At 64.4% G+C, this 26,444-nt stretch carries 26 protein-coding genes; 13 read left to right on the top strand and 13 right to left on the bottom strand.

Annotated features, from left to right (window positions below):
• The first annotated feature begins 41 nt into the window (after positions 1–41).
• The 6 genes from A5784_RS00205 (at position 42) to A5784_RS00180 (ending at position 6,937) form a co-directional block, all read left to right on the top strand.
• Complete coding sequence (locus A5784_RS00205) at positions 42–1,889, top strand: AMP-dependent synthetase/ligase (RefSeq protein ID WP_232005880.1); 1,848 nt, start codon at positions 42–44, stop codon at positions 1,887–1,889.
• Positions 1,890–1,897: 8 nt separating this feature from the next.
• Positions 1,898–2,653 (top strand): creatininase family protein, encoded by a 756-nt coding sequence (locus tag A5784_RS00200; RefSeq protein WP_064941143.1) that lies wholly within the window; start codon positions 1,898–1,900, stop codon positions 2,651–2,653.
• Between the two features lie 25 nt (positions 2,654–2,678).
• Entirely contained in the window at positions 2,679–3,200 is a 522-nt protein-coding gene (locus A5784_RS00195) for a flavin reductase family protein (protein ID WP_064941142.1), read from the top strand.
• Positions 3,197–4,291 (top strand): 3,4-dihydroxy-2-butanone-4-phosphate synthase, encoded by a 1,095-nt coding sequence (locus A5784_RS39750; protein ID WP_064941141.1) that lies wholly within the window; start codon positions 3,197–3,199, stop codon positions 4,289–4,291. The genes A5784_RS00195 and A5784_RS39750 overlap by 4 nt, the downstream gene beginning before the upstream one ends.
• A 100-nt stretch (positions 4,292–4,391) precedes the next feature.
• The gene (locus A5784_RS00185; protein ID WP_156750306.1) at positions 4,392–6,041 is read left to right on the top strand and encodes a long-chain fatty acid--CoA ligase; all 1,650 of its coding nucleotides are present in this window, start codon (positions 4,392–4,394) and stop codon (positions 6,039–6,041) included.
• 74 nt (positions 6,042–6,115) lie between these two features.
• On the top strand, positions 6,116–6,937 hold the full coding sequence (locus tag A5784_RS00180; protein WP_064941140.1) for an SDR family oxidoreductase: 822 nt from the start codon (positions 6,116–6,118) through the stop codon (positions 6,935–6,937).
• Positions 6,938–7,451: 514 nt separating this feature from the next.
• Here the strand turns inward: A5784_RS00180 and A5784_RS00175 are convergent.
• The 3 genes from A5784_RS00175 to A5784_RS00160 all read right to left on the bottom strand — a co-directional run bounded on the left by A5784_RS00175 (position 7,452) and on the right by A5784_RS00160 (position 12,013).
• Entirely contained in the window at positions 7,452–8,264 is an 813-nt protein-coding gene (locus A5784_RS00175; protein WP_082944563.1) for an IclR family transcriptional regulator, read from the bottom strand.
• A 339-nt stretch (positions 8,265–8,603) separates the two neighbouring features.
• Positions 8,604–9,671 carry a 2-oxo acid dehydrogenase subunit E2 gene (locus A5784_RS00165; RefSeq protein WP_064941131.1) on the bottom strand — a complete coding sequence of 356 codons (1,068 nt, stop codon included), beginning with the start codon at positions 9,669–9,671 and terminating at the stop codon, positions 8,604–8,606.
• A complete protein-coding gene (locus tag A5784_RS00160; RefSeq protein ID WP_064941130.1) occupies positions 9,668–12,013 on the bottom strand; it encodes a thiamine pyrophosphate-binding protein in 2,346 nt (781 codons plus the stop codon). Before A5784_RS00160 ends, A5784_RS00165 begins: the two co-directional genes overlap by 4 nt.
• 180 nt (positions 12,014–12,193) lie before the next feature.
• Here A5784_RS00160 and A5784_RS00155 point away from each other — a divergent pair, with 180 nt between their 5' ends.
• Positions 12,194–12,679 (top strand): Lrp/AsnC family transcriptional regulator, encoded by a 486-nt coding sequence (locus tag A5784_RS00155; protein WP_442931315.1) that lies wholly within the window; start codon positions 12,194–12,196, stop codon positions 12,677–12,679.
• Between the two features lie 7 nt (positions 12,680–12,686).
• On the opposite strand, the gene A5784_RS00150 is transcribed toward A5784_RS00155, so the two are convergent.
• Together A5784_RS00150 and A5784_RS00145 are read right to left on the bottom strand one after the other, a co-directional pair.
• Entirely contained in the window at positions 12,687–13,535 is an 849-nt protein-coding gene (locus tag A5784_RS00150; RefSeq protein ID WP_064941127.1) for a hypothetical protein, read from the bottom strand.
• Between the two features lie 19 nt (positions 13,536–13,554).
• Positions 13,555–14,277: an SDR family NAD(P)-dependent oxidoreductase gene (locus tag A5784_RS00145; RefSeq protein WP_064941125.1), complete on the bottom strand. Its 723-nt coding sequence runs from the start codon at positions 14,275–14,277 to the stop codon at positions 13,555–13,557.
• 139 nt (positions 14,278–14,416) lie between these two features.
• Here A5784_RS00145 and A5784_RS00140 point away from each other — a divergent pair, with 139 nt between their 5' ends.
• From A5784_RS00140 to A5784_RS00130, 3 genes are all read left to right on the top strand, one after another.
• Positions 14,417–14,950 (top strand): helix-turn-helix domain-containing protein, encoded by a 534-nt coding sequence (locus A5784_RS00140; protein ID WP_064941123.1) that lies wholly within the window; start codon positions 14,417–14,419, stop codon positions 14,948–14,950.
• A 101-nt stretch (positions 14,951–15,051) separates the two neighbouring features.
• On the top strand, positions 15,052–15,858 hold the full coding sequence (locus A5784_RS00135; RefSeq protein ID WP_082944561.1) for an aldolase: 807 nt from the start codon (positions 15,052–15,054) through the stop codon (positions 15,856–15,858).
• 11 nt (positions 15,859–15,869) lie between these two features.
• Entirely contained in the window at positions 15,870–16,754 is an 885-nt protein-coding gene (locus tag A5784_RS00130; protein WP_064941121.1) for a dihydrodipicolinate synthase family protein, read from the top strand.
• Position 16,755: 1 nt separating this feature from the next.
• Here A5784_RS00130 and A5784_RS00125 read toward each other — a convergent pair whose 3' ends face one another.
• The 8 genes from A5784_RS00125 to A5784_RS00095 all read right to left on the bottom strand — a co-directional run bounded on the left by A5784_RS00125 (position 16,756) and on the right by A5784_RS00095 (position 23,461).
• Positions 16,756–17,898: an FAD-dependent monooxygenase gene (locus A5784_RS00125; RefSeq protein WP_064941119.1), complete on the bottom strand. Its 1,143-nt coding sequence runs from the start codon at positions 17,896–17,898 to the stop codon at positions 16,756–16,758.
• Positions 17,895–19,235 carry an ABC transporter substrate-binding protein gene (locus A5784_RS00120; protein WP_064941117.1) on the bottom strand — a complete coding sequence of 447 codons (1,341 nt, stop codon included), beginning with the start codon at positions 19,233–19,235 and terminating at the stop codon, positions 17,895–17,897. The genes A5784_RS00125 and A5784_RS00120 overlap by 4 nt, the downstream gene beginning before the upstream one ends.
• Positions 19,232–20,584, bottom strand: coding sequence for an MFS transporter (locus A5784_RS00115; protein ID WP_064941115.1), 1,353 nt, complete (start codon positions 20,582–20,584; stop codon positions 19,232–19,234). The genes A5784_RS00120 and A5784_RS00115 overlap by 4 nt, the downstream gene beginning before the upstream one ends.
• 44 nt (positions 20,585–20,628) lie before the next feature.
• Complete coding sequence (locus A5784_RS39550) at positions 20,629–20,754, bottom strand: hypothetical protein (protein ID WP_264028955.1); 126 nt, start codon at positions 20,752–20,754, stop codon at positions 20,629–20,631.
• Positions 20,741–21,298, bottom strand: coding sequence for a peptidoglycan recognition protein family protein (locus A5784_RS00110; RefSeq protein WP_232005878.1), 558 nt, complete (start codon positions 21,296–21,298; stop codon positions 20,741–20,743). Before A5784_RS00110 ends, A5784_RS39550 begins: the two co-directional genes overlap by 14 nt.
• Positions 21,299–21,410: 112 nt before the next feature.
• Entirely contained in the window at positions 21,411–21,827 is a 417-nt protein-coding gene (locus tag A5784_RS00105) for a DUF5313 domain-containing protein (protein WP_064941109.1), read from the bottom strand.
• Positions 21,828–21,835: 8 nt separating this feature from the next.
• Positions 21,836–22,333 carry a MarR family winged helix-turn-helix transcriptional regulator gene (locus tag A5784_RS00100; protein ID WP_064941107.1) on the bottom strand — a complete coding sequence of 166 codons (498 nt, stop codon included), beginning with the start codon at positions 22,331–22,333 and terminating at the stop codon, positions 21,836–21,838.
• A 141-nt stretch (positions 22,334–22,474) separates the two neighbouring features.
• Complete coding sequence (locus A5784_RS00095; RefSeq protein ID WP_082944558.1) at positions 22,475–23,461, bottom strand: LacI family DNA-binding transcriptional regulator; 987 nt, start codon at positions 23,459–23,461, stop codon at positions 22,475–22,477.
• A gap of 146 nt (positions 23,462–23,607) precedes the next feature.
• On the opposite strand from A5784_RS00095, the gene A5784_RS00090 reads away from it, so the two are divergent.
• The 3 genes from A5784_RS00090 to A5784_RS00080 all read left to right on the top strand — a co-directional run.
• Positions 23,608–25,026, top strand: coding sequence for a sugar porter family MFS transporter (locus A5784_RS00090; RefSeq protein ID WP_064941103.1), 1,419 nt, complete (start codon positions 23,608–23,610; stop codon positions 25,024–25,026).
• 26 nt (positions 25,027–25,052) lie between these two features.
• Positions 25,053–26,096: a Gfo/Idh/MocA family protein gene (locus A5784_RS00085; RefSeq protein WP_064941101.1), complete on the top strand. Its 1,044-nt coding sequence runs from the start codon at positions 25,053–25,055 to the stop codon at positions 26,094–26,096.
• Between the two features lie 2 nt (positions 26,097–26,098).
• Positions 26,099–26,444: sugar phosphate isomerase/epimerase family protein (locus A5784_RS00080; RefSeq protein WP_156750295.1), on the top strand; the 346-nt coding region annotated here is incomplete at its 3' end.

Here is a 26,444-nt window from a genome sequence, read left to right as displayed (position 1 = left end):
GTGCAACGACCTCGTCGTCGACGGGACTCAAGGAGGTACCGGTGTTGAACACTCTGACGGGGTTCGAAGCCGTGAATCGAACTTTCGCTCAGATGCTCTGTGACCGGGCCGAGCGCGAGCCCGACGCAATCGCGTATTGCAGCTGGATGAACGGGGCCGCCCGCCCGACCACGTGGAGCGGATATCTCGAGCAGGTGCGCGAGGTAGCGCTCGGATTGCATGATCTCGGTGCGGTGCCAGGCGACCGGGTGGCCATCGTGTCGGCTACTCGCCACGAATGGGTCATCGCCGCACTGGCCATACTCAGTCTCGGCGGTGTCCCCGTGGGCGTATACCCCACAAGCTCGGCTGCCGAAGTCAAGCAGGCACTGGAGAGTTCGGAATCCACGGTCGTTTTCGCGGAGAACGCAGCAGATGTCGAGAAAGTCGCTGCAGTGTCAGGTGAGTTGCCGCGACTGCGCGCGATGATCGGGTTCGACACCAAACCGCAGGGCCTGGCGGAATCTGTTCGAGCCGTGCACTGGGGAGAACTGCGCCATCGCGGTCGATCGCGCGGTGTGACCGAACCCGAGTTGTTTGCGACACTGGTTGAGGCGGGCGATATCGACCAGCCGGCGGCCCTGTTCTACACGTCGGGATCTACGGGTGCGCCGAAAGGCGTAATCCACACACACCGCACTCTGCAGTACTCGGTGCTGGCGTTCGCCATGTCGTACCCGGACGTCGGCCGGATCAGACACGACCTCGTTGCGTTCCTTGGTCTTTCGCATGTTGCGCCAGCGCTGATCGGAGTATTCACCCCGATCATGACTCGACTCGTCATCACCTACTGCACCATGGACCAGCGACTGGACGCGCTCGTCGGCGTGCGGCCGACTGCGGTCCTGTGGCCACCGCGGATGCACGAGAAGCTGGCAGGTGAGGTTCTTCAGCAGCTCTCAGAGTGTGGTGCGCTCTTCCGATTGCAGTACGCGGTAGCGATGCAGATCGCTCGCAGGGTAAGCGAGATGCGCTGGAAAGGCCGTGATGTTCCGTGGTATTTCGACATGCTGTACGACGTCTGCCTTCGCCGGGTTTTCGTACCCCTGCGCGCGAAGGTCGGCATGGACCGCATCAGAGTCGCCTGGACTGCGTCGGGCAATATGTCCCCGGACGTAACGGCGTTGTGGCAGACGTGGGGCCTTGACCTTCGTGAGCTCTTCGGCACGACAGAGACCTGCGGATCGGTTCTCGCACAGTGGGATCGCGCATTCCCGCCGCCAGGGACGATCGGAAAATCCATGCCCGACCCGCGGTGGGAGGCGCGGGTATCAGGCGACGGTGAGCTGCAGCTGCGCAGCCCATGCCTATTCGGTGGTTATCTCAACGATTCGGAGGCGACCGCTGCCGCAATGGAGGACGGCTGGTACCGCACAGGGGATCTGGTGGAGATGGACGCCGATGGAGAAGTACGGATCATCGGCAGGATCAAAGATGTCCTCAAGACCAGCGGTGGAAAGACCGTCAGCCCACAGCCGATCGAGCTCCGCCTCAAGGCCAGTGCGCTCATCGATGAGGCGATTGTCGTCGGTGAAGGACGCAAGTATCTGACAGTGCTGGTCGGCGTGAGTGAGGAAGCGCGAGCGATGACTACGGCTGACCGTGATGCGTCGGTCGCAGCATGGATCAACGAGGTCAATTCTGAGCTCTCAAGGCCGTTGCAATTGAAGAAGTTCCGGATACTGCCCCGGCCGCTTTCGGCCGTAGACGGCGAGTTGACGCTCAAGGGCACGATACGACGCTCGGCAATCCTCGCGTCGTTCAGCGACCTTGTCGATGAGATGTACGACGCCGGTGAGCAGGGGGAGATTGCGCGCCAGGCGAGGTTTGCCGGCGGCGGTCTGAAGTAGGTGAATCGATGAACGAGGTTCGGATCGAGTTCATGACAAGCGCCGAGATCAGCGCGGCTATCTCGGAAGGAGCGCGCACAGCGGTTCTGCCGTTGGGAGCGGTCGAACAGCACGGTGACCATCTACCGCTGTCGATGGATGCCGATCATGCCGGCGAGCTCGCGGTGAGGGTCGCGCGCGACCTTGGGGGCGCGCTGGTGCTGCCGACCGTGCGGGTGGGCTATTCCCCGCACCACCTCGGATTCGCAGGCACTCTGTCGCTTCGCGCGTCGACGCTGGAATCGGTTTGTGAAGATTATTGTCGCCACCTCGCCATGGACGGCTTCGAACGAATCGTCATGTTTTCCGGGCATATCGGGAACCATCCTGTGATGCGTGACTTCGAGGTACGACTTGCGGCGGCACTCGCGCCTCTGACAGTCATCGTCTTCTCCGATACCGAGGCCATCTTGAACGCGTGGCAACGGGTGGCGGACAGTGTGGCATCTTTGGGCGCCAACGTTGGAGGGCACGCTGACATCGCCGAAACGTCGGTGATGCTGGCGCTTCATCCACAGAAAGTCCGCCTCGACCGGTTCGCCCGCGGCTACAGCGGCAAGGTGGACCAGCAGCTACTCGATCGGGCGTTTCGCGACGGAATCCGAGCAGTTTCTCCCAACGGCGTTCTGGGGGACCCAGAAGGCGCGTCGAAACGGATCGGGATGGCGTGCCTGGACGCGGTCACGTCCCTCATTGCCGACTACGCCCGCGCCCGGGGCGCGTGACATTCACGAGAACGGAGTGCAAGCGATGATTACCCTCGATCCCGTTTCTTCTGGGGACTCTGACCGGGATGTGTCGAAGCTACGCAGACTTTACGGCCGTTACCCAACGGGCGTCGCGGCGGTGTGCGCACTGCGTGATGGACAACCGGTCGGGATTGTTGCCACTTCGTTCACACCGGTCTCCATCGATCCGGCGTTGGTGTCGATCTGCGTGCAGCACACTTCGACGACATGGCCGCAACTGGCTGATGGACGGCACCTCGGCGTCTCCGTCCTGGCATCGAGGCATGAAGCCGCGTGTCGTCAGATTGCGGCCAAGAATGTGGATCGTTTTGCCGGAGTATCTTGGTTCGCCACTGAATCTGACGCGGTGCTGCTGTCGGATGCGGCGGCGCAGCTCGACTGCGAGATCTCGTCATCGATTCCCGCCGGCGACCACGATGTGGTCATTCTCGAAGTCAAGGCCGCCGCGTCGAACAGCGACGCATCGCCGCTTATCTTCCACGACAGCAGTTTTCGAAAGCTTGCGGTCGGGCACGACTCATGACGGCGCACCGCTGTCCGTCTCGGCTCGCGATCGATCGCGCCGTCGAGGCTCTGCGCGCTGGGAGTCCTATTCTGGTTCTCAACGGTCCTGATGATCGGGTGGTTGCCGATGCGGTGATCGCGGCCGGTCGCGCAACGCCGCACTGGACGGGATGGCTGGTGAAGTTCACCTCGGGGCTGGTTTGTGCTGCACTGCCCGCACGTCGAGCAGACGAACTGGATCTGCCAACCATGGCTCGCGACGATGACTCAGACGGTGAGGTGCCCATGTTTGGGGTCGCGGTAGACGCCGCATCCGGGATCGGTACCGGTATCAGTGCGACCGACCGCGCCCGCACTGCGCGCGTTCTGGCGAGCGAGAGCTCCAGGGCGAGTGATCTGGTGCGGCCCGGTCATGTTCTCCCGGTGAAGGTCGCAGCCTGCGGGGTGCTCAAGCGCCGCGGGAGCGCAGAAGCGACGGTGGATCTTTGTGATATCGCGGGGCTACCACCTGTAGGACTGACGGCCGCCCTGCTGGGGGAAGACGGTGAACTACTGCAGGAACCGGCAGTCAGTGCGTTCGCTCAGAAGCACGACCTGCCGATGGTGCACGTCGACAGCGTCGTACACCACCGCCTATTTCATGGTGATGGCCGTTGTAAGCGGGTGATGCTGGTCCAGAATCGGCTGGACCGGCCTGGGGGTCGGACGGTCAAAACAGTTGACTTCGAGGACCAGCTGACCGGCACGCGGCATTCGGTCTTCATCGGCGGTTCCACACCCGGTATCGACCCACACGTATATGTCGTCAAGGAGTGTGTCCACCGCGAACCACTTCCAGCCTCTGGCTGCGACTGCAGAGTCGAATTCGACAGGTGCTACGAGCGTATCGCTGCGTGCGGCGGAGTCCTCGTGTACCTGCGGTCACCGATCGCGTCAGCGCCTCGGATCTCGGTGCAGCCATCAGAGTTGGAGCAAGGGTGCATCACGGCGATGCTGACCGAACTCGGATTCACCGCAGTGACTTTGGCTGACGACCCGCAGAACGCACAGATGACGTCCCAGTGTGACTTGGTCGTCTCTGGGCGTCCCGTGTCATACGTCCCCCGCTGACACTGTTGCACGGCTGGCCTTTGGCCACGGCCCATTGACTTCACGCTTCTTGAGCTCATTGACGATCGGAGAGACCACATCCATGGACATCCGCGCCACCATGCAGAACGTCCCTCTTACGCTTACTGCCATCCTGGACGTCATTGACAGCACGTTCGGCGATTCAGAGGTCCTCACCTATGCCGGCCCGAGCACCGGCGCACGAACCGCCACATTCTCTGAGATTTCAACGCGCGCAGCTCAACTCGCCGATGGGCTGGCTGACCTTGGAATCGGTGCCGGTGACCGGGTGGCGACCTTCATGTGGAACAATCAGCGGCACCTCGAGGCATATCTCGCCGTGCCCTGTTGTGGCGCGATTCTGCATACACTCAACATTCGCCTCACAGATGAGCAACTCGGCTACATCGCCTCCCACGCCGGCGACAAGATCATCATCGTCGACGCCAGTTTGCTCGATACGCTACGTCCCGCACTGCCGCTCATGCCGGAACTGCAAGCGCTTGTGATTGCCGGTGACCCGACCGACGCTCAGCTGGCTGAGGTATCACGTCTGGTGCCCAACGTGATCGGCTATGAGCAACTCGTGAACGGCCGGCCGACCAGGTTCGCGTGGCCGGCGCTCGACGAACACAGCGCGGCCGCGATGTGCTACACGAGCGGAACTACCGGAGATCCTAAAGGTGTCGTCTACAGCCATCGGTCTGTCTATCTGCACGCCCTTGCTGTCTGTACGGCCAACGTCGCGGGAATCTCCTCCCATGACCGGGTGCTTCCGATTGTCCCAATGTTTCACGTCAACGCGTGGGGCATTCCGTACGCGTCTCTGATGGCCGGCGCAACACTGATACTGCCGGACCGCCACCTCAAGCCCGACACGCTCGTCGACATGATTGTCAAACACGGCGCCACGTTGTCTGGCGGTGTCCCTACGGTTTTCAACGACATGTTGCAGTGGTTGCGCGACAATCCCGGCCATCGAATCGACTCGTTGCGTCGGGTGTTGTGTGGCGGCGCCGCGGTGCCGGCTTCCCTGGTCGCCGCGTACAACGATGAATACGCCGTTCCTCTGGTCCAAGCGTGGGGCATGACCGAAACCAGTCCCATCGTGACCATCGCCGACGTTCCCGACAATGCGACCACTGCCGATCAGCAACGAAAGCTCAACAGTACGGGCCGATTCCTGTTCGGCGCGACAGGACGCATCGTCGACGAGGCGGGAACTGTTCTGCCCCGCGACGGCCGATCAGTTGGCGAAGTACAGGTGCGTGGCCCCTGGATCACCGGTAGCTACTACGGCGGTATCGATGCCGAGAGTTTCTCCACCGACCCGGACGGACAACTCTGGCTCCATACCGGCGACATCGGACACATCAGTGCAGACGGATACCTGACGCTCACAGACCGAGCCAAAGACGTCATAAAGTCCGGTGGCGAATGGATCAGTTCCGTCCACCTCGAAACCACTCTGGTCGGCCATCCCGACGTGGTCGAGGCTGCCGTCATCGGCGTACCTGACACCCGTTGGGACGAGCGACCACTCGCATTGGTGACCTTGCGGCCGGGCTCTGCCGCACGGGTCGAAGATTTGAAGGCCTGGCTTGAGGAGCGCGTGCAGCGCTGGTGGTTGCCTGAGCGGTGGGCCGTGGTCGGCTCTATCGCGCGCACAGGCGTCGGCAAGTACGACAAGAAGCTGATGAGGCAGCGATACCACTCCGGCGAAATTCCCGTCACCGTGCTGCCTCGCTAGATGGGCGGCGCTCTGCCGAAATGCGCTGTCCGGCGGGGCTGCGCCGACATCAAGCAGGCGGGAGTGGGATCAGAATGCAGATCGAGAACAAGGTTGCCGTCGTCACCGGTGGCGGATCGGGAATCGGCCGGGCGCTGGCGATCGAACTGGCCAAGAATGGAGCGCAGGTCGTCATCGGCGACCTCGATGAGCGTGGTGCCACGGACGCGGCGAGAATCATCGGTGACGCCGCGAGAGGTCTTCGGGCAGATTCGTCCACCGTTGACGGCACTACAAGCTTGATCGCTGAAGCAGAACGGCACTTCGGGCCCGTCGACATTTTCGTCTCCAACGCCGGCATCATGGGTGCTGCAGGGCTCGGTGATTCCGACGATTGGGACAGGGTCCTCGCGATCAACCTGCGCGCTCATATCATTGCCGCAGGCCTGGTGTTACCAGGATGGTGCATACGGGGTAGCGGTTACTTCGTGTCAGTGGCATCCGCGGCCGGCCTGCTGACCCAATTAGGCGCCGCGGGATACGCGGTCACAAAACACGCCGCGATCGGATTCGCCGAGTGGCTCGCAATCACCCACGGCGACGACGGAATTGGCGTGAGCTGTGTGTGTCCACTGGGAGTCGATACGCCCCTCCTCGCCGCAGTACGCTCCTCTGCAGGCCTCTCGAGTCAGATCGGGGCCCAGTCAATTATCAAGTCCGGCAGCGTCATAACCGCAGCGGAGGTGGCGGTGGCAACGATCCTCGCGGTACGTGCGGAGCGTTTCATGGTTCTACCCCACCCGGAGGTTCTGGACATGTTTCGCGGTAAAGCCGCGGACTATGACGGCTGGATTGCGAAGATGCGCCGTCTGCAGCGTTCACTGAGCGATACTGCCACCGACCCGAGTGACCGTTAGAGCGCGCGAACGGCTCGTTGCCAAGGATGGTTCAAACATATTGGCGTACAAGGCTGTACGGATGATGCTCGCGTGACCGCGGAGATGAAACGGATCCGAAATAGTCGGACAACTGGTGACGCACATCATGTTTCACCGGCAATGTGGCACCCGTCACTGACGACGGCCTTTCCGGCCGTCACATTCGATGGGAGAACACAATGGGAGCCAACACTATTCGACGCATCCTCGGAAGCGCCAAGGTGCTGTCAGCGGTGATCGGCGCGGCAGCAGCCATAGCGATGGGTGCGATGTCTTTGATCGATGGAAGTGACGTCGCCGGTATCAGCGTCGCGCGTAACGATGATCCGCCGTTGGCGACGGTGACGTGGTCAATGGCACCGAGCGAGCTGGCAACCCCATTTGCTCGGCCGACCCACACCGCTAAACCGTGTGCCGCGAGGGCCACCATGCCTTGCTGACAGGCTGTTCCGTGCGGGTGGCCGCATCTCGTTCAGTCGAGGCCAGATGCGGCTTACCCGAGCACGCCGGGATCGTCCAGTGGTCCCTGCGGGTTTCGGTGCGACGGAACCTCGTTCTGAACGAGGCTACGCGCCGTCCGCCGGGCGATGCGGACGTACTCTTCTCTGCGGTTGCGCAGTCGTTCCGTTGGTGCGCTGATCGATAACGCCGCAATCGCCCGGCGGTCGCGTTGATGGATGCCTACGGCAATGCATGACTGGCCCGGGAAGGTCTCGCCGTGCTCCATCGCGAGATCGTCGCGCCTCGCGGAGATGAGCTGCGCACGAAGGAGGTCCACGTCTGCGACCGACTTCTCCGTGAATCTTGGCAATCCGTTTCGCTCGATCAATTCTTGCACCGCAGGCCACGGCAGCTGCGCCATGAGCAGTTTCCCGAGTGCAGAGGTATGACCCGAGATGTGAACTCCGTCAGTGGCAATTGGATCTGTCCGATCCGCTGAAACATTGGCGATGCAGACGACACCCTGGCCGTCCCAGGCGCCGACCGTGACCACGGCTGAGAGCTGGTGGGCGAGAGCCGCCACACGGTGATTCGTATAGGCGTTGAAACAACTGGAATTCATGAGCCGACGACTGATGAGTAGAACGCGCCAGCCGAGTCGATAGCGGTCGCCTGACGTCTGCTGCAGCAGACCTATCGCTGCGAGACTGGCCATGATGTCGAAGGTTGTCGACTTCGGCAGTTGCAGCCTCGCGGCGACCGCTGTCACGCCCCACTCGGGTGTCTCAGCCGTGAAGAGGTCGAGCACCTTTCCCGTACGGTCGATGGTGTTCAGCACGTATGCGGCTCTCGTGCCAGGGGACATGCGGTCTCCGTTGTCAAGAGTTCGGCGGGTCACCAGCCAAATGAGTCCGCGGGTTCTCAGAAGCGCTGAGGGCGGCGAGTTTCGCCAAGCAGAGCCCGATCACGCGTTCTCGCTCAGATTCGCGCATCGCCGGCGGTGGTACTTCCCGGACGAGCGCCAGCACGCGACGATAGAACGTCCACGGTGCTATGCCGAACTCCGGCAAGATGTACTCGTCGCCGTGCTCGAACGGTCCCCACCGAGCCACGAACGAGACCATACGACTGTCTTCGGTATGCGGACGCGAGCTGAAGTTCATCGGTCGTGGCACAGGTGGCCTTGACGTTGGGGGCTCGCTGATCATCTCAGGTCCGACTCGTCGAAGCCGCGCTCCAACCGCTTGCGCACGGTGCCGAGATAGCGTGCAGCGTCGGCGCCGTCGATGATCCGATGGTCGTAGGACAACGACAGGTAGGCCATCGAACTTGTCTTCACCAGGAGGTTACCGAGCTCGTCGCGTCCGGGAACGAGTCGTTCGACCACCGCTCCGACACCCAGGATGGCCGACTGGGGCAGGTTGATGATCGGGGTGTCGAACAGTGCGCCGCGGCTGCCGGTGTTGGTGATCGTGAAAGTTCCTCCTGACAGATCGTCAGGCCGTACCGTCCCCGAGCGCACCGCCAGGGCCGATGCCGCGATCGCTTCTGCCAAGCCGGCCAACGTCATTGCCTCGGCGTTGCGGATCACCGGCACCATCAGACCCTTGTCGCTGTCCACGGCAACACCCAGATGCACGGCACCGTGATAGGTGACCTCGGTGCAGTCAGCATTCAGTGAAGAGTTGATCACCGGGTGCGCCGCAAGGCCTTCCACGGCGGCACCGACGACAAACGGCAGATAGGACAACTTCTGACCGGTCCGTGCCTCGAATTCGGCTTTATTGCGCTTGCGCACCAGCGCGACATTGGTCAGGTCGACTTCGACCACCGTCGTCAACTGCGCCGATGTCTGCAGCGACGCCAGCATCCGTTGCGCGATGGTACGCCGGATCCTCGGCAGTTTTTCGACTCGCTCCGTTGGGTTTTCGACAGGCTGAGGCGCCGGGGCCGGTTCCGGTTCTGCGGCCTCGGCAACGCGCTGTGGCTCATCAGCCTGGTCCTCGGCGGGTGCTGTGCCGGCCGCGCTGATCACGGCGATCACCGTGCCGACCTCGACCACGGCGTCCTCCGGCTCGATGATCTGGGCCACGATGCCGGTTGCGGGCGAGCAGACCTCGGTATCGACCTTGTCGGTGGCGACCTCGAGCAGGGGTTCGCCATGTTCGACTTCATCGCCTACTGCCTTGAGCCATCGGGTGATGGTGGCCTCGGTGACCGCCTCGCCAAGCGACGGCAGTTCCACGTTGGTAATGCTTGTGGCGGTCGTCATTTCGTGCCCCGCTCAGCCAGGTCGAGTGCTGCGCTGACAATGCTGTCGGTGTCGATGCCGTGATACCGGTAGACATCGTCGAGCGAACCGACCTGCCCAAAGCGACTCACCCCGAGAGCCGCTCCCGCCACGTTGTTGACACCGGTGAGGAAGGCCAACGTATGCGGGTGTCCGTCGAGCACAGTGACCATAGGGGCCGCTCGGCCGGCCGGGAAGACCTGATCGAGGATCCACGATGGGCCCTCGGAAAGCCCTCGGCGAGCTCGTAATGCGTCGAACAGCAGGCCTGGGCTCGTCACGCAGATGACGTCGGCGTCGATGCTCTGCTCGGCAAGCCGATCAGCGGCGTGCAGGGACTCGGTGATCATCGCGCCCATTCCGACCAGAGTGACCTGCGGTATGCCACTGGCCCGCCGCAGTAGGTACGCACCGGCCGTGACTTGTCTTCTCCGGCGTTCCCGAGCGGCAGGGTCGCTGGGAACCGATGCCAATGTCTGGTCCACCGGTCGCGTGGACAGCCGCAGATACGACGACGAGCCATCCGGGCGACCCAGCCTGCCGATGCACGACAACAGCGTCCACTCGACATCGATGGCGAATGCCGGCTCATAGCTGATGCAGCCGGGTTGCTCAAGGCCGATTGACGGTGTCTTGATGGACTGATGTGCGCCGCCTTCGGCAGCGAGTGACACGCCGGAGGGGGTTCCGACCAGAATCGACTGTCCCCCTGCGTAAATGCCGTAGGACCACGGCTCCAAAGCGCGTTCCACGAACGGGTCGTAGAGCACGCCGATCGGAAACAGGGGTTCGCCCCAACGGCTCCACGTCGCGCCGAGCTCTCCGATCAGGCCCACGAGGTTGGTCTCGGCGATACCGAGTTCCATGTGCTGTCCGGTCGGTCTCTCCCGCCAGTGCATGATCGTCTCGGGGTCGTCGTCGAACCAGTTCCGGCGCTCATTGGGCGACCACACTCCGACCTTGTTGAGCCAACCGGCCAAGTTGGTCGTCGAGCTGACGTCGGGGCTCACGGTCACCACACGCTTGGCCGCGTCAGGAGCTTGACGGCTCAGGTCGAGCAAGACTCGGCCCAGGGCTGCCTGGGTGGACGACGTGCCTGAGGGGGTGCGGCCGGTGTCGACAGGAACGGCAGGAGGAGTTGACAGTGTCACCGGCTCCCGCCGCAGGCGCTGGGCAGTCTGGGCGCACAGTTCCCCGGCTGCGCTGTCGATCTCGAACCGCGGCCACGGGTTGGTTGGGTCCATGCCGAGTTCGGCGGCGAACTGTTCGTACTGCTCGATGGTGAGCAGTGATGAATGGTTCTGCGGATGGCCCTGGGTGGGCAGCCGGTGTCCTTTGATGGTGTAGGCGATGATCACCGTCGGACGGGTGTCATCGATCTGGGCGTAGGCCGCGCGCAGAGCGCCGAGATCGTGACCGCCCAGATTGCGGATCGCGGACAGCAGTGCGCTCGCGTCCAGGTCACGGATCAGCGCCGAGATCTCGTCGGCGCCTATTCCGTTGCCGGGCAGCCGCTCCCGCAGTTCTTCCGCTGTGCAGCGCAGCAGACGCTGGTACTCGGGGTTGGGCATCTCGAGGATACGGGTGCGCAGCGCCGCACCACCGCGGTGTTCGAACAATGACTCAAGCTGGGCACCGAACTTCACATTGATCACTTGCCATCCAGCCGCCGAGAACATCGCCTCCAACCGTCCGGCGGCGATGTTCGGCACCACGCGGTCGAGCGATTGGCGGTTGAGGTCGACGATCCAGACGATCTCCCCGAGTTCGGCCACGGAGGTGTCCAAAATGGCTTCCCACACCGCCCCCTCATCGAGCTCGGCGTCGCCCACCAGCGAGTACTGGCGACCTTTGCCTGCCGCGCCGATCTGTGTGTCGACGTAGCGGCGGGCGATCGTGCCCCATATCGGGGCAGTCGCCCCTATCCCTACCGACCCGGTCGAATAGTCAACGGGATCAGGGTCTTTCGATCGGCTCGGATACGACTGAAGACCGCCGAACTCACGCAAAGTGGTCAGGTACTTTTGATCGAGTTCACCCAGCAGATAGTTGATGCTGTGCAGCACGGGCGAGGCATGCGGCTTCACCGACACCCGATCGCCTGGTTGAAGCTGATCGAACCACAGCGAGGTCATGATCGACGTCATGGACGCACACGAGGCCTGATGGCCACCGACTTTCAGGCCCGTGGAGTTGGGGCGAACACGGTTGGCGTGGTGGATGATCGACGTCGACAGCCAGAGAACGCGGTCCTCGACTTCACGGAGAGCAGCATCTGCTGACGGGGCGATGCCCCGTATATCGACTGATTGCGTGCGGTCCATCAGTGGCTTCCTTGCGTAGGAGTTCCAGATCGTCCGGCCCCGAAACGGCCGTAGGAGCTCCGAGGGGTGCAGAACTCGCTATCAAGTCGACCATCCAACTACACTTTGGACAAGTCCGCGCCAGTCTACTGAGCATTTTGCTGAGATGGGTGATCGGCCAGACGGTTGGAGGTTGTCATTTTGACCACGGAAACCAGAATCGACGCCCTGGATGCTCGGATCCTCAACGCACTCAACGACGATCCTCGGGCCACCGTGATCGCGTTGGCCGACAGGACGCGGCTCTCGCGAAACACCGTCCAGGCTCGCATCAACAAATTGGAACGGCTCGGCGTCCTCCGTTCGTTCGAACGGCGCATCGACCCCGCCACCCTGGGCTACCCGTTGACCGCGTTCATCCTGACCCGCGTCACGCAGCACAAGCTCGCTGCCATCGCCCGGGAGCTTGAGCAGGTTCCCGAAGTCGTGGAAGTGCAGGGGCTCGCAGGCGCAACCGATCTACTGATCCATGTGGTCGCCCGCGAGGCCGACGACCTCTACCGGGTCGCCGGCCGGATACTCGACATCGACGGCGTCGAGCAGACCACCACGTCGCTCGTCATGCGCAAGCTCGTCGACTTCAGACTGACGCCGCTGCTGGAGAAGCTGGCTGAGGAACCGAGATGAGAGCCGATTACCGGGGTGCCGGTGTCAGCCACACGGCGATGTTGCGGACGTAGTCCTTGAAGATGTCGAGCCGAGCCGGATCGGACTTGATCTGGTCCCCGGGGGCTTCGGTGACGAAAGTGGGCGCACCGCAGTCAATATCCCAGTTGTAGTCGGCGAAGTGGTGAAACGTCGACACCGCCAAGGCTCGTCCGAGGGGCCTGCCGTCCGGGGCCCGCTCGCCGTCAATCAGGACAGCCAAGTTGAAGCGCCGACCGGTGGACGTGCTGCGGCCCTGAGCAAGCACCTGGCTGTGGGGGCCGGCGAGCGCCACCAGACCCTCGTGCGGATGGGCGGGGAACCACTCGATCCGGCCGCTCGCCGTCCGCGTCGTCCGTAGCAGCTCATGCCCCGATCCGTCGACGAATACCGGCTGGTAGTCGCCATTGGCGCCGGAATGGTAATTGGGCCAGGAGATGTCGGGATTGTCCTGGTCGTCGCACATCGTGGCGGGGTCGACGGCCTCGTCGTGGAACTGATTGACCGTGCCCAGGGAACCGAGTTGTCGCAGACAGCTGCCCAGCTGCTGATGGTCGCGCGCGGTGAGCACCCCGCCGCCCCGAGCACGAAACCGGCCGATCGCGGCGCATTCGGTCTCGGTGAGCCCGTCGCCCACGTCGACCGCCAGTAACCAGAGTTGGTCGAACTCACCTTCGTCGAGGTGCCGCAGAACCGGGTCATCGTCGTCGCAGGCCCGGTTGCGAGCCGTCACGTCGTGGCCCGCGGCGCGTAGTTCGGCGGCGAGCAAGGAAAAGCGGCTGACGTCCCAATCATCGTGAGTCGCCGGAATTGTCGTCTGCAGCAGTATGTTCGACATAGCTTCGTTCCCCCGATCGTCAGATGGCGGTTCCGCCGCCGTCGGCATGCAGCGTGGAGCCGGTGATGAAACTGGACCGCGGCGATGCCAGGAACAGCACTGCCTCGGCGATCTCTTCGGGGCTTGCGGTGCGTCCCAGCGGCAGCGAGCGGCCGAGTTCCTCGTTGGTGTCGCCCCATTCCGCTTCGACGCCTTCGGTTTTGGTAGGCCCGGGAGCGACACTGTTGACCCGGACACCGTACGGACCGAACTCGGCGGCCCAGGTGCGGGTCAGGGATTCCAATGCCGCCTTCGACGCGCTATAGGCCGATGCGCCGGGGACCCCTTTCATCGCGACCATGGTGGTCACGTTGACGACGCTGCCACTGCCTCGTTCGAGCATGCCGGGTACCAGTCCGGCTGCCAGGAAATACGCGCCGCGGACATTGGTGTGGAAGGTCTTTTCGAAGGTTGTGACCTTCTGGTCGACGGTCAACGCGGCAGGGAAGTTCGCTGCGTTGTTAACCACGATATCCACCTTGTCGAAGTGCCGCACAAGGTCGTTCACCGAATCGATGTCAGCCATGTCGGCCCGGATGAACCGCGTTCCCGCCCCGATGCTGTTGGCGGCAGCCGCCCCGCGGACCGGGTCACGTCCCGTGATCACCACCGACGCGCCCGCGCGGGCCAGCAGACGGGCCGAGGCCAGCCCGATTCCCGCGGTTCCGCCGGTGACGAGGGCCGTGTGTTGTGCCAATTCCATGCAGCCAAGCCTGGACGGGCCACGGAGACTTCGGACCCTTGACATCCCGTAGTCGAGGCCAGGGTGTTGTCATGACACCTGGTGTCCGATCGGCGGGTAGGTAAACTCGGCTGGCGTCGACAGGAATGCGGGAGGTGCGATGAGTGCTCTGCTGCGCTCAGTGCGTCAGCAACGGGGAATGACGCTTGAGGAACTTGCCGAGGCGACCGGGTTGACCAAGAGTTACCTGTCGAAGATCGAACGGCAGCGCTCCACGCCCTCGATCGCGGTGGCGATGAAGGTGGCCCGTGTCCTCGACGTCGATGTCGCACAGTTGTTCTCCGAAGATCCCGAGGTGACGACGCTGTCCGTGGACCGGGCCGGGGACCGCCCGGCAGGCCGCTACCACGCGGTTGCCGCGGGCATGCTGGGAAAGGCGATGTCGCCCTTCATTGTTCATCCCACACGGGAGTTCAGCGAGCATCCGCACCCGGCCCATGTCGGGCAGGAGATGGTCTTCGTCCACGCGGGTTCGGTCGAGCTGCGTTATGCCGACGAGATCATCCCGCTGGACACCGGCGACTGTGCGTACTTCGACGCCGCGCAGCCGCACCAGTTGCGCCAGCGGGGCTCGGCGCGTAGCGAAGTGCTGGTGGTCGCGCAGGCCGACTTCGGCCGCTCGCGACCGGGCTGACGACCGCCGGGGGCCGCGGAAACACACTATTGACGATAGGACACAAAGTGTCCTATCGTCGCTCTTGTGTCGCTTCGCACGGTCCCGGAAAGGCGTTTGACATGACTGCCACCACCCTTGGTGACTCCAAACAGGTGTTGATGCAACGCGCGCTGGATGCGCTGTCCAGCCACGTGCAGGACTCGCCGCTCACCACCCGCCAGAAACTGGCATTGACCTGCCGGGCGTTGTTCGACGCAGGTCATGACTCGGGCCTGGCCGGTCAGATCACCGCGCGCGCCGAGAAGCCCGGAACGTACTATACCCAGCAGCTCGGGCTCGGGTTCGACGAGATCACCGATGCCAACATGCTGCTCGTCGACGAGGATCTCAACGTCCTGGATGGGCAGGGTATGGCCAACCCCGCCAACCGGTTCCACTCATGGATCTACCGGGCCCGCCCGGACGTGCAGTGCATCGTGCACACTCATCCGTTCCACGTGGCTGCGCTGTCCATGCTCGAAGTGCCCCTGCAGGTTTCACAGATGGACATGGCACCGCTGTACGACGACTGCGCGTTCCTGCCCGACTGGCCCGGCGTCCCGGTGGGCAATGAAGAAGGCGAGATCATCAGTGCCGCACTGGGAGACAAGAAGGCCATCCTGCTCGCACACCACGGCCATGTCGTCGCAGGCGCCAGCGTCGAAGAAGCGTGCTCGCTGGCGATGCTGATCGAACGCGCCGCGAAACTGCAACTGGCCGCCATGGCAGCGGGCGCCATCGCCGAACTGCCCCCGCGCCTGGCCCGCGAAGCCCACGACTGGACCTTGCGCCCCAAGCGCAGCCAGGCCAACTTCGCCTACTACGCCCGACGCGCCCTGGTGCGTCACCCCGACGCCCTGACCGGCGATCAGCCCGACAACCACTGAGGAATCTGAACATGGCCAAAGACAACGATATTCACGGAATTCTCGCGTACCCGGTCACGCCTTTCACCGCGGACGACGAGGTCGACACCGGTAAACTCGCCGCGCTCGTCGATCGGTTGGTCGACACCGGGGCGCACGGCATCGTCCCGCTCGGCAGCACAGGCGAGTCTGCGTACCTGAGCGAACCCGAGTACGACGCCGTCATCGACATCACCACCGACGTGGTCAACGGCCGGGTGCCCGTCATCATCGGCGCCTCCGACCTCACCACCGCCAACACCATCCGCCGCGCTCAGTATGCGCAGCGTGCCGGGGCCGACGCGGTGATGATCCTGCCCATCTCCTACTGGAAGCTCTCCGAACGCGAGATCGCCCAGCACTACGCATCTGTCGGGGCAGCGATCGACATCCCGATCATGGTGTACAACAACCCCGCGACCAGTGGCATCGACATGAGCCCTGAACTTCTCGTGCGGATGTTCAACGAGATCGACAACGTCACGATGGTGAAGGAATCCACGGGCGACATCACCCGCATGGAACGCATGACCGAGCTCACCGACGGGCAACTGCCGTTCTACAACGGCAGTAATCCGATGATCCTCAAGGCTTTCAAGGCGGGGGCCAAGGGATGGTGCACGGCAGCGCCCAACCTGCTGCCGCAGCCGTGTCTGGACCTGTACGCGGCCGCACAGGCGGGGGACTGGACGAAGGCCGAGGCCATCTACACCGAATTCAAGCCACTGCTGGAATTCATCGTGGCCGGCGGCTTGCCCACCACCATCAAAGGTGGCCTCGACCTGCTCGGCCAGGGCGTCGGGGTACCCAGGTTGCCGCTGCTCCCGCTGGACGACAGTGACCGCACTGAACTGGGCCGGCTGCTGAAGATCTCGTGACTCAGCCGCCGACGATGTCGGCGAGCCGGGTCACAATCCTGGCCCGACGGTCGGCATAACCGCGTGCAGCGCGCTGGATTTCGGCGGTCTGCTCGGTTCTCACGCGTTGATACCGCTGCAGGGCCTCGGCATAGGATCCGGCGCGCACCCCGTCGAGTTGGGTGGCCAACTCTCCGGCATCTTGGATCGCCTGATTGGCGCCCTGCCCACCGAACGGCGTCATCGGGTGCGCGGCGTCGCCGAGCAGCGCGATCCGTCGTGTGGTCCACCGCTCGATCGGGTCGCGGTCGTAGACCGGGTGCATGAACACCGGACTGGTCGCGGCCCGGATCATCCGCGGCACCACGGGGTCGAACTCGTCGAACTGCCGGGCCAGCGCTTCGGTATCGGCACGCGCCGACCAGAGGTGCGCCGGCGGTTCGTCGACCCCGAGGGTCGCGTCCACCGCCACCTGCCGCCCGGCCCGCACCGGCATGGTGATCATGTGCTTGGCCCGGTCCGCAGAGTGCCAGGCCCGCAGTCGGTCGTTGGGTCCCAGGTCGTGCAGGCACGCCGCCGGACTGACGGCTCGGAAGATCACCGACCCGCAGTAGTGCATATCGGCCTGGCTGAACAGTTTTCGTACCGTTGAGCGCAGTCCGTCCGCGCCGATGACCAGCCCCGCCCGGGCAGTCGCTCCGTCTGTGAAGATCAACTCGACGTGATCGTCGTGCTCGACTATGTCGGCGAGGCGGTGGTTGAGTCGGATATCGGTCGTTCCCACCGTCGACACCAGCAGCGCGTGTAGGTCGGCGCGGTGCACGGTGCGTGGCGCCATCTCGGTGTCGGCGTAGCCGAACCGGCCGTGGTCGGCGCCGGCCTCGGGCGCGGCCGCATAATCGGTTACCTTCAGCAGCAGTCCGTGTTGATCGCGGTCCTCGAAGTACGGTGTAGCCGAGGATATCTGCTCGAACTCGTCGAGAACGCCCCAGCGTTGGAACAGCCGCAGGGTCTGCGGTGATATGCCGAGGGGGCCACCGACCTCGCCGAGTTCTCTGGTCTTGTCGAACACCACCGGGCGGTGTCCGTGGTGTTGCAGGGCCACCGCGGCCGCCAGCCCGCCGAGGCCGGCCCCGACGATGGCGATGGGAATGTCGACGGTCATCGCGTGTACGCCTTTCGTGTTGCCTGGGCAGGCCCGAGCCGAACGAGCCCTTCGGTGTCGAGCCATGCCGCGGTGACGACGTCCGGGTGGTAGCCGGCGACGGCGCGCACGTCGGCGAGCGGATACCAGAGGCCGCGGCCGACGATGAGTTCCTGGATGCTGTGCACCATGCTGCGGCGGGCGTTGGGATCGTCACAGCTCAGCTGGGCGTCGAGGAGCTCATCGAGATCGTCGGATTGCAAGCGGCGGTTCATGTTTCGCTGCGAGAAGGCGAACTGGTAGCGCAGCACGTCGGGATCTTCACCGGTGTAGTAGAAGAACCGGAAGTCGTAGTCGCCGGACTGCTGGCGGTGCCGCAACTCGCCGAAATCGACATCGGCGAGCGTCAGCCGGATCCCGTGCTGCGACCACTGGTCGGCGACCGCGGTGAGCAGTTCGGCGTCGATCGGGGAAAAGGTGCTGTTGAACAGCACCTCGAAGGTGAGATTGGGTGTCGCCCCGGCAGCGTGCAGCAGGCGACGGGCCCGAGCGGGAGCGTAGGTGAGCTCGGAGCTGAGATCCCGGTGATAAAGCGTGGTGGGAGCGAGGACCGAGGTCGCGGTGGGGTAGCCGACTTTCGCCAGGATCGGTTGTAGCCGGCTGTGGTCGATCAGTAGGGACAGCGCCCGCCTGATCCTCGGATCGGTCAGCGGTCCGCGGGATGCGTTGGGGCACAGACCGTATGTGATGCCGGCGTTGTGGCACTCGATGGTCCGGTACCCGGGGGCGTCGCCGGCGTAGAGGTCGGTATCCGGGTGATCGGTCTGCACGAAGACGAGCCGGCGAGATCCGTCGCTCAATCTCGCGGGCACCCCGGACGTGTCGGCAGGTCGCCACCCCGTGCCCACCCGCGTGTCGCCTGCGGCTTTGCTGATCGCGAGGCCCACCCCGGCGAGTGACCGCAGGAATGCTGCGTTGTGCCGCGCGAAATGGAAGGTCACCGTGGTGTCGGTGGCCCGGATGTCCTTGAGCCCGGCCAGGGCCGCCACCGCGGCAGGCGGTGGCTGCGAGTGCTGCAGCGCGAGGACGTCCAGGAAGCTCTGGCGGACCTCGGTAGCGGAAAGTGGTGTCCCGTCGGTGAACTGGACACCCGGGCGGATCGCGAACTCGACGGTGAGCGGATCGATCTGCCGCCACGACGTCGCCAGCCATGGCATCAACTCCCCGGTGGTCGGGTCGACATCGACGAGGCTGTCGAAGGCCATGCGGGCGTATGTTTTCGACATGGTGTTGTAGGCGAGCCGAGGATCGCGGGTGAGTTGTGCGGTGGGCCAGCCGAACGTGATCTCGGCGCTCATCCGACCGGAGCCAACTGCGAGGACGCCGCGCGCCGAGCTGCGTGAGCAGCGACGAAAGCCACGATCCCGGCGAGCAGGACCAGCGCGGCGGCGGTGTTGAACAGTGCTGTGCCGTCCGCTGTTTCGCTGATGGCTGTCGCTCCGATCGACACCCCGATCGCTGCGCCGAGCGCGCGCAGGTAGTGGTACACGCTCGAATCGAAAGGGATCTGCGCTGAGTTGGTCAGGACGTTGGCGGCCAACGGGCTCCATAGCAGGCCCATCGCGCAACCCATCACCGCGGCACTACCGAGCAGTGGGATGACACCGTCACCCGGCGCGACGGCAGGCACGATGAGGCTCACTGCCGTCACGATCAACAGAGTGGCCCCGTAGGCCACAAGCCGAGTGTTCTTGCGGCTGTTGCCGGGACGTCCCCACGGCAGCACCGGCAGCAGGCCCGCGAAGAATGCCATCGGGATCAGGACCAGTGCCGACCGGTACGAATCGAATGAGCGCACCTGCTGCAGGAAGTACATCACCGAGAGCGTGAAGACGTTGGTCGCCATACCGGCGACGAAGACGATGAGAAAGCTCTGGTGCAGGATCGGCCGGGGCGTGTCCGACGCTCGCCTGCATATCACGATGACCGTGATGCCGACTGCGATCGCCATGGTGCACAGCACAATTCGGGTTACTACGGTGCTGGCGGCGCGTGTCGCCAGGAAGATTCCCACTTGCGCGACGCCCAGACCGACGATGAGTGCCGCCGTGCCTCGCGACCGGTTCGGCGATGGCTGATCATCGGCGGTGGTCTCCGCGGTGGACCCCAGCGCCATCAGGGCGACGGCGGCAATCGTCGTGGCCACGGTCTCATACGGGAACGAGCGCCAGCCCCACGCATCGTTGAGTGCCGCGGTGATCAGCGGTGAGGCCAACGCCGAGGCCGAGACCACCAGACCCCAGGTCCCGAGCACGGCCGAGTGGTGATCGGGATAGAACTGCCTGCGAATGATTCGGAAGATCTGCGGGGCCAAGGCGGCCGAGGCCACGCCTTGCAGGAACCGGATGACGATCAGGACCCAGAACTGTGGGCTGAGGCTGGCGGCGATGCCGAGCGCGACGAGCACCATCGAGCTCACGTGGAAGGCTCGCATCGGTGGATATCGGTGCACGGTCATCCCGGCCGGCAGCAGTGCCACGCAGAAGCCCGCCAGGAAGGCCACACCGACGTAGGCGGCTTGCGCGAACGGTATGTCGAAGGACTCGGAAATCGCCGAATTCAACAGCACGGTCGACGAGGAGTTGGAGTAGAGGGTGTATTCGGTCAGGTACAGCGACGCCGAAACGGCGTATAGGGACGGCTTCATGACGCCTCAGAGAACTAGCAGGGGTTAGTCGTACAAACGAAGAACTAACCCGCGATTCTCTTCAGCGGCGCCAGCCGGGCGCGGTTCCAGATCGACGCGAACAGACTCGGTGCGCACGACACGACGACCCGCACCACGCGTGCGGATGCGCTGTCGTCACCGGCACCCATGCCGATCACTGTACCGGGTGCGGCCGGGAATCCGGTCTGCGATATCAGCCCTGAGCTGGTCCATGCTCAGTGACGGATCGTGTTTGGTGAGGTCCCATTCCTTGTGTCCGATCACATGCGAGGCTGGTTGCCCGAGCTTGGCGACGACCGCCGCGCAGCACTGGACGTAGGCCAGGTACTGCTCCAGCGGATAGGGTTTCCTGCCGTCGCTGACGGCGTGGATGCCGATCGTGTGGGCGTTGGCCCTGTTGGCAGGCAGATCTGGGTACGAGCCGTGCCCGGCGTGGTGGGCGATGCCCGCAGCAACGACAGTGGCGGAGCCGTCACGGCCGACGAGGATGTGCGACAACGGGCCCGGTAGGTCGGCGGTACCGTCAGCAACCAGGTCAGCGGCGACGGTGTCGGTCCCGGTGTGGTGGCACACCACGCCCCACGCGTCGTCGATATAGCCGTGGCCACGTTTCCGCCAGCCGTCGATCTCGGTCACCGTCAGACCCTCGGCCCGCAGGACGTGGGCGAGCCAGCCCAAATCATCGATGGCCACAGAACCTCCCTGAAACGCTGCCTGGCGGTGAGATCGCACGATGGATTCATGTTCACGGCTCGGCAGCTCGGGAGGCCCGAGTAGTGCGGTACCTGTTTTTGCTGGCGTCGATTCAGAAGGGGCTGCTGTTGGCCTGGTACCGGGCCGATTCCGGCCGCGGGCCGAAGCGCCGGATGTACTCCTCGTGGATGTGGGCTTCCTTCTTGTACTTGATCTCGTCGACGAGGTTGGGATCAAGATTGTGCTGGGCCAGCCGGTGACGGCGCCACACCTTGTTCAGTGCCAGCGCCATCAACAGCGCCCAGATATAGATCGGCACCGTCATCTCCATGTGGACGTACAGCGATGCAGGCAACAGCCACAGCGGGGCCAGGACGAGTAGCGGCGGGATCGCCATCCGGACCATGTGACGGCGTACCGCGCCGTAGTCGGCCAGGTCGTGGGCCACCCACTCGCGCATCGAGTCGGGCAGCCGCCTGCCGTACGCGTAGGTGAGGTACTGGATCGGATTTGGGCGGTCATTCGCCATGGTGACTCCTAGGTTCCGGCGGTGAGTGCGTTGGCGGCCAACGCCGCGGTGTTGATCCGGGTGAGTACCCGGTGCAGCTCCTCGAGCTCGGCCATGTCGACGCCCAGTCGCGCGACGACGGCCGGCGGGATCTCCAAGGCCTGCTCGCGCAGGGCGACGCCGGCCTCGGTCAGGCCGATGTCGGTCGAGCGCTCGTCGCCTGTGCTGCGGGTGCGGGTGATCAGGCCCAGCGTTTCGAGGCGCTTGAGCATCGGCGAGAGCGTCGCCGATTCGAGCTGCAATGCCGCAGCGATCTGCTTGACCGACAGCGGAGGCATGCCCGCGGCATCCGACCGCTGGTGGTCCCACAGCGCGAGCATCACCAAGTACTGCGGGTGGGTGATGCCCAGCGGCTCCAGCAGAGGCCGATAGACGGCCTGCACGGCGCGGTTGCTGATGGCCAGGGCGAAACAGACCTGCCGCTCGAGGGCAAGGGGATCGACTTCCACCGCGGTTGGTGTGGGCATGATTAAAAAGTACCCTAATAGTTAGGGCACTATCAATATCTGCTGTATCACAACTGCGGGTGCGCCGACACTACGGTTTATGGCGAAATTTGGCGGTTTTCGCGCCAAAAACCGTCGTCTCGGCGAGGGGGTGGAGGGCGGCTACTTCGCCCGCGCGGTGGTGGAGCGCACTACCAACTTGGGTTCCAGCACGACGTCGTGGGCTTCGCTGCGGCCCTCGAGCATCGCGACCGCGAGCCGCACCGCGTGTTGGGCGAGACCGGCCGCATCCTGGTGGATGGTGGTCAGGTCGATGCGCGGGTTGTCCGACAGATGGCTGTCGTCGTACCCGATCAGGGACAGCTCGCCGGGGATGTCGACGCCGGCGCGGGTGAACACGTCGAGCAGACCCAACGCGCAGCGGTCATTGCCGGCCAGCACCGCGGTGGGCAGAGTGTCGGCGTCGAGCATGGCCCTGGCCGCGGCCGCACCGGCCTGCTCATTGTGGGCACCCGGGATCACAGCGATGCGGTCGACGAGTCCGTGGCTGCGCATCGCGGCGCGGTATGCGCGGCGGCGGTCGGCGGAACCGGGATCGTCGCCGCCGTCGACGTGGTGGATATCGCGGTGGCCTAGATCGACCAGATAGTCGACCGCAAGCCGCATGCCCTTGGCATCGTTGGTGCGGACCGTCGCCAACATGGCGTCGCTGTCGACGTGGGCGAGTCGACGGCCGACCACCACGGTCGGGGCGCGGTCGGCGAGCTGCTTGAGATAGTCGTGACTTGATCTGGGGCCCAACAGGATCAGACTGCCGCACCGGTGGCTCAGCAGCGATTCGACGAACGTGGACTCCGCGTGGTCGTGCAGATTGGCCGACAGCAGCATGTCGTAGCCGCAGCTCTCGGCGGCCGGGTAGATGTTGGTCACCAACTCGGCCTGGAACAGTTGGTGCACGTCGGTGAGAACCCCGATGGTGCGGCTGCGTCCCTGGGCCAACAGGCGCGCGGCCGAGTCGGGGCGGTAACCGATCTCGTCGGCGACAGCCAGCACCCGCTGACGGGTTTCCTCACTCGCACCCGGCTTGCCGTCGAGGATGAACGAGACCAGGGTTCGCGACACTCCCGCGCGTTCGGCGACGTCGGCCATGGTGGGCCGCCGTGGGCCGGTGCGCGGCGACGGGCTCACCGGGCTCCCCGGGACAGTGACGGTTGACACAGTTCGGGCATGCGCCCATAGTAGACCTCACGCGCGTTACTAACGCGCGTTAGTCAGAAGAGGAATCGAGGCCTGGAGTGTCCGGATCATCTGGCGGAGTCCGAACCGCCACGCATGGCAGATTCCTGACCAAGCTCACCGTCATCGCCACCCTCGGTGGGCTGCTGTTCGGGTACGACACCGGCGTCATCTCCGGTGCCCTGCTCTACATGAAGGACGACCTGGGCCTCAGTGCCTTCGGCGAGGCCACCGTCGTCAGCTGCCTGCTGTTCCCGGGCGCGGCCTTCGGCGCGCTGTTCGGCGGCCGGGTCGCCGACCGGGTCGGCCGAAAGCGCACGCTGTTGGTGTGCGCCGGCCTGTTTCTCGTCGGCGCGATCGGGTGTGCTCTGGCGCCGGGTGTTCAGGTGATGGTTGCCGCTCGCATCGTACTCGGGCTCGGCGTCGGCGCCGCGGCCGTGACCTGCCCGCTCTACCTCGCGGAGATGGCGCCCGCCGACCGTCGTGGACGCATGGTCACCATCAACGAACTGATGATCGTCACCGGGCAGATGCTGGCCTTTGCGACCAACGCGCTGCTGGATCGCCTGTTCCACGACCCCCACGTGTGGCGCGTCATGCTCGCGGTAGCCGCCGTCCCGGCGGTCGCTCTGTTCATCGGAATGCTGGTGCTGCCCGACTCGCCGCGGTGGTACGGCCTCAAAGGCCGTATGGCCGAAGCGCGTTCGGTGCTCGGGCTGAGCCGCGACCCGGCCGAGGCCGATGCCGAGTATGTCCTGATCGAAGATCACACCGCACACATGCTCAAGACCACCGCCACCCCGTTCTCGGTGATTCGCGACGTGCCGTGGATCCGGCGCGTGGTTCTCATCGGGTGCGGCCTGGCCGTCATTCAGCAGGCCACCGGCATCAACACTGTCAACTATTACGCCCCAACGATTCTCAAGCAGAGCGGCCTCGGTGTCAGCGCTGCCCTGGTGGCGACCATCGCCGTCGGCGTCACCTCCGTGGTCACCACGGTCATCGGAATCGTCCTGCTCGGTTACATCGGCAGGCGCACCATGCTGCTGATCGGATTCGCCGGGGTTGCCGCATCGCAGGCAGCACTTTCGCTGGTGTTCCTGTTGCCGGAGTCGACGACCCGCAGTTACGTGATCCTCGGCGGCATGATCGCCTTCGTCGCGTTCGTCCAGATGTTCATCGGTACCTGTGTGTGGCTGCTGCTCTCGGAGATCTTCCCGCTGAGCATTCGCGGATTTGCCATGGGCATCGCGGTTTTCGTGCTGTGGTGCACCAATGCCATCATCTCGTTCCTGTTCCCGCTGCTGAACTCCGCGCTCGGCTCGACCGGCACGTTCGCGCTGTTCGTGGTGATCAACCTCGTTTCGTGGTGGTTCGTCCGCCGCTATGTGCCGGAGACCAAGGGCACCAGCCTCGAAGAGCTCGAAGAGCGTTTCGAAGCCCACGGCACCGGCCCTATTCCCGCCGTTACTCACTGAATCCGCCATAGCCGAAAGGAATTTCCATGTCCGATCTTCGAGTTGCCGTCCTGGGCGTCGGCCTGATGGGCGCCGATCACGTCGCGCGATTGTCGTCCCGCATCTCCGGTGCGCACGTCGTGGTCGTCAACGACTTCCTCACCGAGAAGGCAGAAGCCGTCGCCGCCGATATCCCGGGCTGCCGGGCGATCAGTGATCCGCTGGATGCGATCGCCGCTCCCGACGTGGACGCGGTGGTCCTGGCCACCCCGGGGCCCACGCATGAAAAGCAGCTTCTGGCATGCCTTGATCACGGCAAGCCGGTGCTGTGCGAGAAGCCCTTGACCACCGACGTCGAATCGGCGCTCGCAGTCGTCAAGCGCGAAGCCGAGCTGGGTAAGCGGCTCATCCAGGTCGGGTTCATGCGCCGCTTCGACGACGAGTACATGGCCCTGAAGGAGATGCTCGACCAGGGCGAGCTCGGGAAGCCGCTGGTGTTGCACTGCGCACATCGCAACCCCGCCGTACCACACGGTTTCGACAGCGCCATGGTGGTGCGTGACTCGTTGGTCCATGAGATCGACGTCACCCGGTTCCTGTTCGACGAGGAGATCGCGTCCATCCAGATCATCAAACCGACACCGAATCCCTCGGGCCCCGAAGGGCTTTCCGATCCGCAGATCGCGATCCTGCGGACTGCCGGCGGCAAGCATGTCGACGTCGAGCTGTTCGTCCACACCGGGGTCGCCTACGAGGTACGCACCGAGGTGGTTGCCGAACACGGTTCGGCGATGATCGGCCTGGATGTGGGTGTGGTGCGCAAGAGTGCAGCCCGCATGGAGGGAGAACGAGGCCCGGGTACGTGGGGTGGGCTGATCACGCCGGGGTTCCGGGAGCGGTTCGGTCGGGCGTATGACACCGAAATTCAGCGGTGGGTCAACGCAGTTCGTAGCGGTGCGAATGTCGATGGGCCCACCGCGTGGGACGGTTATGCCGCTGCCGCGGTGTGCGAGGCGGGTGTCGAATCCCTGCAGTCCGGCCGGCCGGTCGAGGTGTCCATGGTTGCACGCGACTCGATCGAAGGGGCATGAGCATGAAGATCGCATTGGATCCCACGCCGTTTCACCACTCGCACGAGTTGTTGGAGTTTCCGAAGCTTGTGGCGGAGTTGGGGTATGAGTATCTGCAGCTGACGCCGCACCGGGACTTCATCCCGTTCTTCAACCACCCGCGGGCCGATGACGATCTGGTCGCCAAGTTCCGCAAGGCGTGTGCCGATGCGGGCGTCGGGATCGCGTCGGTGTTGCCGGTGCTGCGGTGGTCGAGCCCGGACCCGGATGCCCGTGAGGCCGCGGTGCGCAACTGGAAACGCGTCATCGAGATCACCGTCGACCTGGGCGTCAACGTGATCAACACCGAATTCTCCGGCCGACCCGAGA

This window comes from Mycobacterium sp. 852013-50091_SCH5140682, assembly GCF_001665685.1.
GTDB lineage: Bacteria > Actinomycetota > Actinomycetes > Mycobacteriales > Mycobacteriaceae > Mycobacterium.
Note: the sequence above shows the minus strand (reverse complement) of the source record. Positions and strands in the feature narration are given on the sequence as shown.